The 6,943-nt window shown below is 26.2% G+C and carries 4 protein-coding genes and 1 pseudogene; all 5 read left to right on the top strand.

The window, feature by feature from the left end; all coding sequences use genetic code 11:
* Positions 1 to 808 precede the first annotated feature (808 nt).
* On the top strand, positions 809 to 1,498 hold the full coding sequence (locus tag NG918_RS16200; RefSeq protein ID WP_252212098.1) for a hypothetical protein: 690 nt from the start codon (positions 809 to 811) through the stop codon (positions 1,496 to 1,498).
* Positions 1,499 to 1,512: 14 nt separating this feature from the next.
* Positions 1,513 to 1,878 (top strand): annotated as a pseudogene (locus tag NG918_RS17220) (RpnC/YadD family protein); the annotation flags it as partial.
* A gap of 337 nt (positions 1,879 to 2,215) precedes the next feature.
* Positions 2,216 to 3,490 (top strand): S41 family peptidase, encoded by a 1,275-nt coding sequence (locus NG918_RS16195; protein WP_252227074.1) that lies wholly within the window; start codon positions 2,216 to 2,218, stop codon positions 3,488 to 3,490.
* A 50-nt stretch (positions 3,491 to 3,540) separates the two neighbouring features.
* A complete protein-coding gene (locus tag NG918_RS16190; protein ID WP_252227072.1) occupies positions 3,541 to 4,797 on the top strand; it encodes a cytoplasmic protein in 1,257 nt (418 codons plus the stop codon).
* Between the two features lie 307 nt (positions 4,798 to 5,104).
* Complete coding sequence (gene hcp, locus NG918_RS16185; RefSeq protein ID WP_252227070.1) at positions 5,105 to 6,808, top strand: hydroxylamine reductase; 1,704 nt, start codon at positions 5,105 to 5,107, stop codon at positions 6,806 to 6,808.
* Positions 6,809 to 6,943 lie beyond the last annotated feature (135 nt).

Raw genomic sequence — 6,943 nt, 5'->3', positions numbered from 1 at the left:
TGAGTTTCTTAAATGAGTTTCTTATTTGTACATTATTTAATTTGGAAATAAATAACATATTAAAATATAATGTGAAATAAGAACTTGTTATACACTTAAAAGTATATAAAATGAGAGGTATTTATATGGAATTTAAATTGGCAGTATTAGTAGTCAAAGATAAGGATTCAAATCTTCTAATTCCACTAACAAAAGTTCATTTTCTTCAGTTCTACAAGCATCAACTCTTTGAATTCCATGAGTTAAATTGTTCCACTGAATAAATTTTTGTGCAAATTCTAAATCCTCTTTAGTAGGTACATATTCCTTAAGCTCCCATCTTTATATGCAAAATCTAAAAAGTTAAATACTACGTAACATTAAGAAAGTGTATAATCTGTCGATTGAACAAAAATTTGCGATAAGGAACAAAGTGGAGAATGGAGTTACTAAGTTAGAAAAGTTAAAGTGTAATAAGGAAAATGAATCTATGTCGGAAGGTGAAATAAAAGAAGTTTTGGACAAAATAAAATAGAAGAAATAAGTAAGAATGATGAAGCTAAGAACAAAAATACATAGAGAATTTATTAATGGGGTAGAATATAATAGAAATTAAAATTAAGAACTCTAGAAATAGGGTTCTTTTATGATGCAATAAAGTAGAGATACATAATAATATTAAATTTAAATATTTATAGTAATAAAATTAAATATGGTTTAGGCATCAGCTAGTTAAAAATATTGATAATTTTATGGATTGAATTAAATAACAGTTTATATAGATATAAGATAGTTTTAATATAAAATATTGTTTTAGGAGGTGTCTTATTTGGATAATTATAAAGACAAAGTAAAAAAATATCTAATAACATTTACTATAATAATCGTATTAGTTATTTTATGTATATTTTTATTATGGATAAGTAAAGGTGGAGATTATAAGTTATATTATTCAACAATAGGATGTCTATTAGGAGGATTTGTTGGAGGTACAGGAACTTTAATAGCTGTTGTTATAACTACAGAAGAAACAAGAAAAATTCAACAAGAAAATAAGAAAGCTATAATGTACAAAGAATATTTGGAAGATGTAAAAAGAAATAAACCAATATTAATATTAAAAGAACAAGATTTAGGTAACGATTATGTTAAAGAAGTGAGATTTAGTATTGGCACAATATATAATACAAATGTAAATTTACATGAAATAAAAAATGTAGGAATAGGGATTGCTAAAGATATAAAAATAAGTGCAATAACTAAAAATAATTCTAATATTAGTGAATTCTATATCAACTTATTGGAAAAAGATGGAGTTGTAAAAGAGTACTCAATAAGAAACTCTCAAGGAAATAGAATGGAAGGAAATGTAGGAAAAATAGAAATAGAATGTAAAGATATTTTTGATAATTTATATTGGACAATTTATGATGTAGAGGAATTTAAAATTCAACATCAGGTATATTTAAAGATAACCAAAATTAAACATAATAAAAAAATTAAAATAAATAGTATTTAAACTAGGTTAAGTAAGATGAAGATATTTATGAAGCAAAAATAAACCTAGCAGAAGAATTAGTAAACTATGATAAGGTAAAAAATAATTAGCAAATAAAAGCCTTGGTAGATTTTTTAGAGTATTTATTTTTAATTCAAAGTTCTGAAATAGAAAAGAAATATGATGATTATAAAAAGAAAAAAGGAGGGGCATTGAAAATGACTGTTGATGAAATAAGAAAAAGACATTATACATAAAAAGGTAAAGAAGAAGGAGAAAAAATTAAGGCGCTAGAAATAGCAAAAAATTTACTAGATATCTTAGATAATAAAACAATAGCAATAAAAACTGGATTAACAGAAGAAGAAATATATGCTCTTAGAAAAAAAGAAGGTAATTAGTATTTTTTAGAAACACTTAGGATTTAATTATCTTAGGTGTTTTTTTCTGTGCAATTCTATTAAAGTGTATAATTTAACTAGAATGGTAAATATTCTATTTTACCAGCCATAAATTTATATAAAACCCTTTAATTTAAGAAAATGGCTATTTTACGGTGATTAACCTTAACATGAGATGTATTTAATTATATTACAAACATCAGCACCGAATGTGTTGGTGTTTTTTGATTTTTATATGGAAAAATATAGAGTATAATAGAATTTGCAAAGAAATTTATAGAAATATAGTTTATATTAGATTACTATAAATAATAATTTAGTGATGGGGGTATTAATAATGAAATTTAATAAGAAGGGGAAGGTTATTGCTACTATTGTACTTGTAATTGCAGTAGTTATAGGAATATTTGCTTTTAAAATATTTCATAGAGTAACTAACTCTCCTATGATTAAAAGTGAAGATAGAAATGAGAAATTTATAGCAGATATTGAGTTCTTAAAAAAGGAATTACCTAAAAAGCATAAGAATTTATTTTTTTCTAAATCAGAAGAAGAATTTAATGATGAGATTGACTCACTAATTAACAATGTTTCAAGATATAGTGATGAAGAGATAAATGGTGAACTTGCAAAAATAATAGTATCTATTAATGACAGTCATACTAATGTAGATATTATGGGTTCACTAGCTTATCCATTAAATTTCTTTCAGTTTGGAAATGATATATATCTTGTTGATGGGGATTCAGAATATAAAGAGTATTTGGGAAAAAAGCTTGTTTCAATAAATGGATATTCAATAAATGAATTAAAAGAAAAATTAGAACCTTTTATATCCAAGGATAATGAAGCTATAAGTAAAAATCAATTTTCAATATTATTAAAATGTGTAGAAGTATTAAAACTTAGTGGAATAGTAAAGGAAGATAATGCAACCTTTACATTTGAGGATTCATCTAATGCTGATGTTATGATAAAACCAGTTACAATGGAAGAGTATATGAATATAACAACATTATCAAGTGATGAAGAGTTTAAAAATAGATTTCCTATATCAAAACAGAACTCAAATGATAATTATTGGTTTAAGTACATTGAAGAAGAAAATACTGTGTATGTAAAATACAATTCATGTATGGAAATGAAGGAGTATTCTTTTTCTAACTTCACTAAGGATGTATTTAATGTTATTGATACAAAAAATGCAACTAAATTAGTTGTAGATTTAAGAGATAATGGTGGAGGGAATTCTAGAATTTTTGAAGCATTTTTAGATGAAATAAAGAAAAGAGAAGATATAAATAAAGAAGGGAATCTCTATGCTATTATAGGAAGGAGAACATTCTCATCAGCAGTACTAAATGCAATGAGCCTTAGAAATGAAACTAATGCTACATTAATAGGAGAGCCAACAGGTGGAAAACCTAATCATTTTGGAGAGGTAAAAACTATACATTTATCTAATGTGAATATTGATGTTAATTATTCAAGCAATTATTTTAAAACCTCAGATAAAGATACAGATTCAATTTATCCAGATATAGAAATAAATTTAAATGCAGAATCATTCTTTAATGGACAAGATGACTTTTTGGATTATGTAATAAGATAATAAATACTATAATTGCATAGGAATAGATTGCTAAATTATTAGGAGGAAAAATGTTAATTAATAAAATACTAGAAAAATTTAATAAACCATCAGTAACTAAAATGGATAATTTAAATGGGGAAGATATATTATTTAAAGTAAAAAATGGTCTTGGAAAATTAACTATGAAATTTGCTAAGGATATAAACAATGATGTAAAGGCAACATTTTATTTAGGAGATACTCCTTTAATTATGTGTAATTCCGAATATTGTCCAACTTGTTCTACAATGATTGCATTAGCTGAAGGAAGAGATGAAGCAGATGATGAGGTTGTTGAAATTTTAAGTGAACTAAACAATATAGAAAGTTTAGAAGATAGTTTTTCTAAAATAAGCCCCATATTATCTTTACTAGAAGATGGATACTATGTTTTAAAAGAAATAGAGTTTTTTCCTACAGATGGTGAAGGAAATTTTTTTTGGAATTTAAAAATGAAGGCTAAAAATTATATGGCAAGCTCATACTATTATGCTCATAACTATGGAACTATTATTATAGAACCAAAGTTTTTATTACCTTCCCAAGGAACCAATTCTTATAACAAAGATAGAGTAGAGTATTATAGGAGGAAAATTAGAAATGGAGAAAAGTTGTTTGGTTTAGCCATTGAAATGAGAGGTACACTTGGACTATTAATAGATGGTCATCATAAGGCTACAGCTTGTTATTTGGAAGGAAAACCAATACGCTGCATAACCATTATAAACACATTTTCATATAAGAATTTTAATTCTAAAGAAGAAGGAATTTCCTATACAGGCAATAATATTAAATATTCTGATATAAAAGATGGAGATAGTATAAAGGAGTTTTATGAAAAGAAGAGTAAAAATAGAAAAAGTAATATTTCATATAAAGAGGTTTATCTAAAAGAAAAATATATTAAGTCTATTGATATTGGTATTCCTAAAGAAGAATTTCCAGACTATGATACGTATGCATTATCAACTCTTGCTAGTGATACATCTGAAGAAAAAATAAGAGATTTATTAAATTATATTGGTGAAGATCCATTAGAGGAGCTTGAGGAAGTATTTTGTAATCTTAGAGTTAATGATAAAAAAAGAGCAAGAGAACTTTGCTTTTCTATTCTTTTATTAGAGTGCTTTCAAAATCTTTGGGATGAATGTGTAATGTTTTTATCTCAATATAATGATGAAGAGGTTCAGGAATTGTTTGTTAATTTGTTGGTTGAGTATGGATTTGAGTATGGACATAATAAAATTAAACATATTATTGACGAATATTTTAAAAGACCAATTTAGTAGCATATTTTAATTTTTTATAATTTTAAAGAATTAAAAAAAACTTGATTACAACGAGGGTATAAGTAAGGATAAAAACAGAAACATAGTCAGCATATATTTAAAAGAATTTAATTGATGAATCTTGTAGTATCAATTAGATTCTTTTTTTGTATTAAATAATTATAAAAAATTATTAATTTTAAATTAGTAACATATGTTACAGAAAAAGTGAAAAGAATATAGTAAAATTTGAATTGTTAAAGTTAAGAAATAACAAAAAGAAATTAATAATTTTTATATAAAAAGAGAAATAGGAGGACATAATATGTCAATGTTTTGTTATCAATGTCAAGAAACAGCAGGGTGTAAAGGCTGTACTAAAGTAGGTGTTTGTGGTAAAGACGAACATGTAGCAAAGGCTCAAGATTTATTAATATATGTAACTAAAGGACTAGCTATAGTAAGTAATGAGGGAAGAAAAGTTGGAGTTACAGATAGTAAAGTTGATAAATACATAACAGAAAATTTATTTATAACAATTACAAATGCTAATTTTGATAGAGATTCTATTTTAGATAGAGTAAGAGAAACTTTAAAATTAAGAGAAATTCTAAACGCTAAAGTTATTAAAGCTGGTGGTAAAGTTGGAGAAGTAAAAGTAAGTGGTGGTTTCTTCAAAAAAATATTTGGAATGCAAACTACAGAAATGATAATGCCAGATGCAGCAACTTGGACAGCTGATAATACGATAGAATTTGATGCAAAGGCTGAAAAAGTTGGGGTTCTTTCAACTGAAAATGAGGATATAAGAAGCTTAAGAGAACTTATAACTTATGGATTAAAAGGATTATCTGCTTATATGAAGCATGCTATGAACTTAAAATATAACAATGAAGAAGTTCATGCATTCATGGCAAAAGCATTAGCAGCTACAATAAATGATAGTTTAACTGTTGATGAATTAGTTGCACTTGCATTAGAAGCTGGTAAATTTGGTGTAGATGGTATGGCATTACTTGATAAAGCTAATACTGAAAGTTATGGACATCCTGAAATAACAACTGTAGATATTGGAGTTAGAACTAATCCAGGAATATTAATTTCAGGACATGATTTAAAAGACTTAGAAATGTTACTTAAGCAAACAGAAGGAACTGGAGTCGATGTATATACTCATGGAGAAATGCTTGCTGGACAATATTATCCAAAATTTAAGAAATATAAACATTTTGCAGGAAATTATGGTAATGCATGGTGGAAACAAAAAGAAGAATTTGAAAAGTTTAATGGACCAATCCTTATGACTACAAACTGTATAGTTATTCCAAAGGATTCTTATAAAAACAGATTATTTACAACTGGTGCTACAGGAATGCCAGGATGTGCTCATATAGAAGCTAAGGCTGATGGAACAAAAGATTTTTCAGAAGTTATAGAAATGGCTAAAAAATGCAGTGCACCTACTGAAATAGAAAAAGGACAAATCGTTGGTGGATTTGCGCATAACCAAGTTTTAGGCCTTGCAGACAAAGTTGTAGATGCTGTTAAAACTGGTGCTATAAAGAGATTCTTTGTAATGGCTGGTTGTGATGGAAGAGCTAAATCAAGAAATTATTATACTGATTTTGCAGAAAAATTACCTAAAGATACAGTTATATTAACTGCAGGATGTGCTAAATATAAATATAATAAATTAAATTTAGGTGATATTGGTGGAATTCCAAGAGTGTTAGATGCAGGACAATGTAATGATTCATATTCATTAGTTGTTATAGCACTAAAACTTCAAGAAGTATTTGGACTAGATGATGTAAACAAACTACCTATATCATATAATATAGCATGGTATGAACAAAAAGCTGTAATAGTATTATTATCATTATTACATTTAGGTGTTAAAAACATTCATTTAGGACCAACACTTCCAGCATTCCTTTCACCAAATGTTGCTAAAGTATTAATAGATAACTTTGGAATTGGTGGAATAACTAATGTAGAAGATGATATGAAGATGTTTATGGAAAGTTAACAACAGTGAAAGTCTAGTTAAAAAAATTAGAAAATTATAAAGAAAAATTATATGCTCCCTTTATAGTAGACAGTTAAAATAATAAAACTGTTTCTATAAAGGGATATTTTATTCTTTAGGAATTTATATTATTAA

It is taken from the genome of Clostridium sp. ZBS2, assembly GCF_023845855.1.
Classification (GTDB): domain Bacteria; phylum Bacillota; class Clostridia; order Clostridiales; family Clostridiaceae; genus Clostridium; species Clostridium aquiflavi.
Note: the sequence above shows the minus strand (reverse complement) of the source record. Positions and strands in the feature narration are given on the sequence as shown.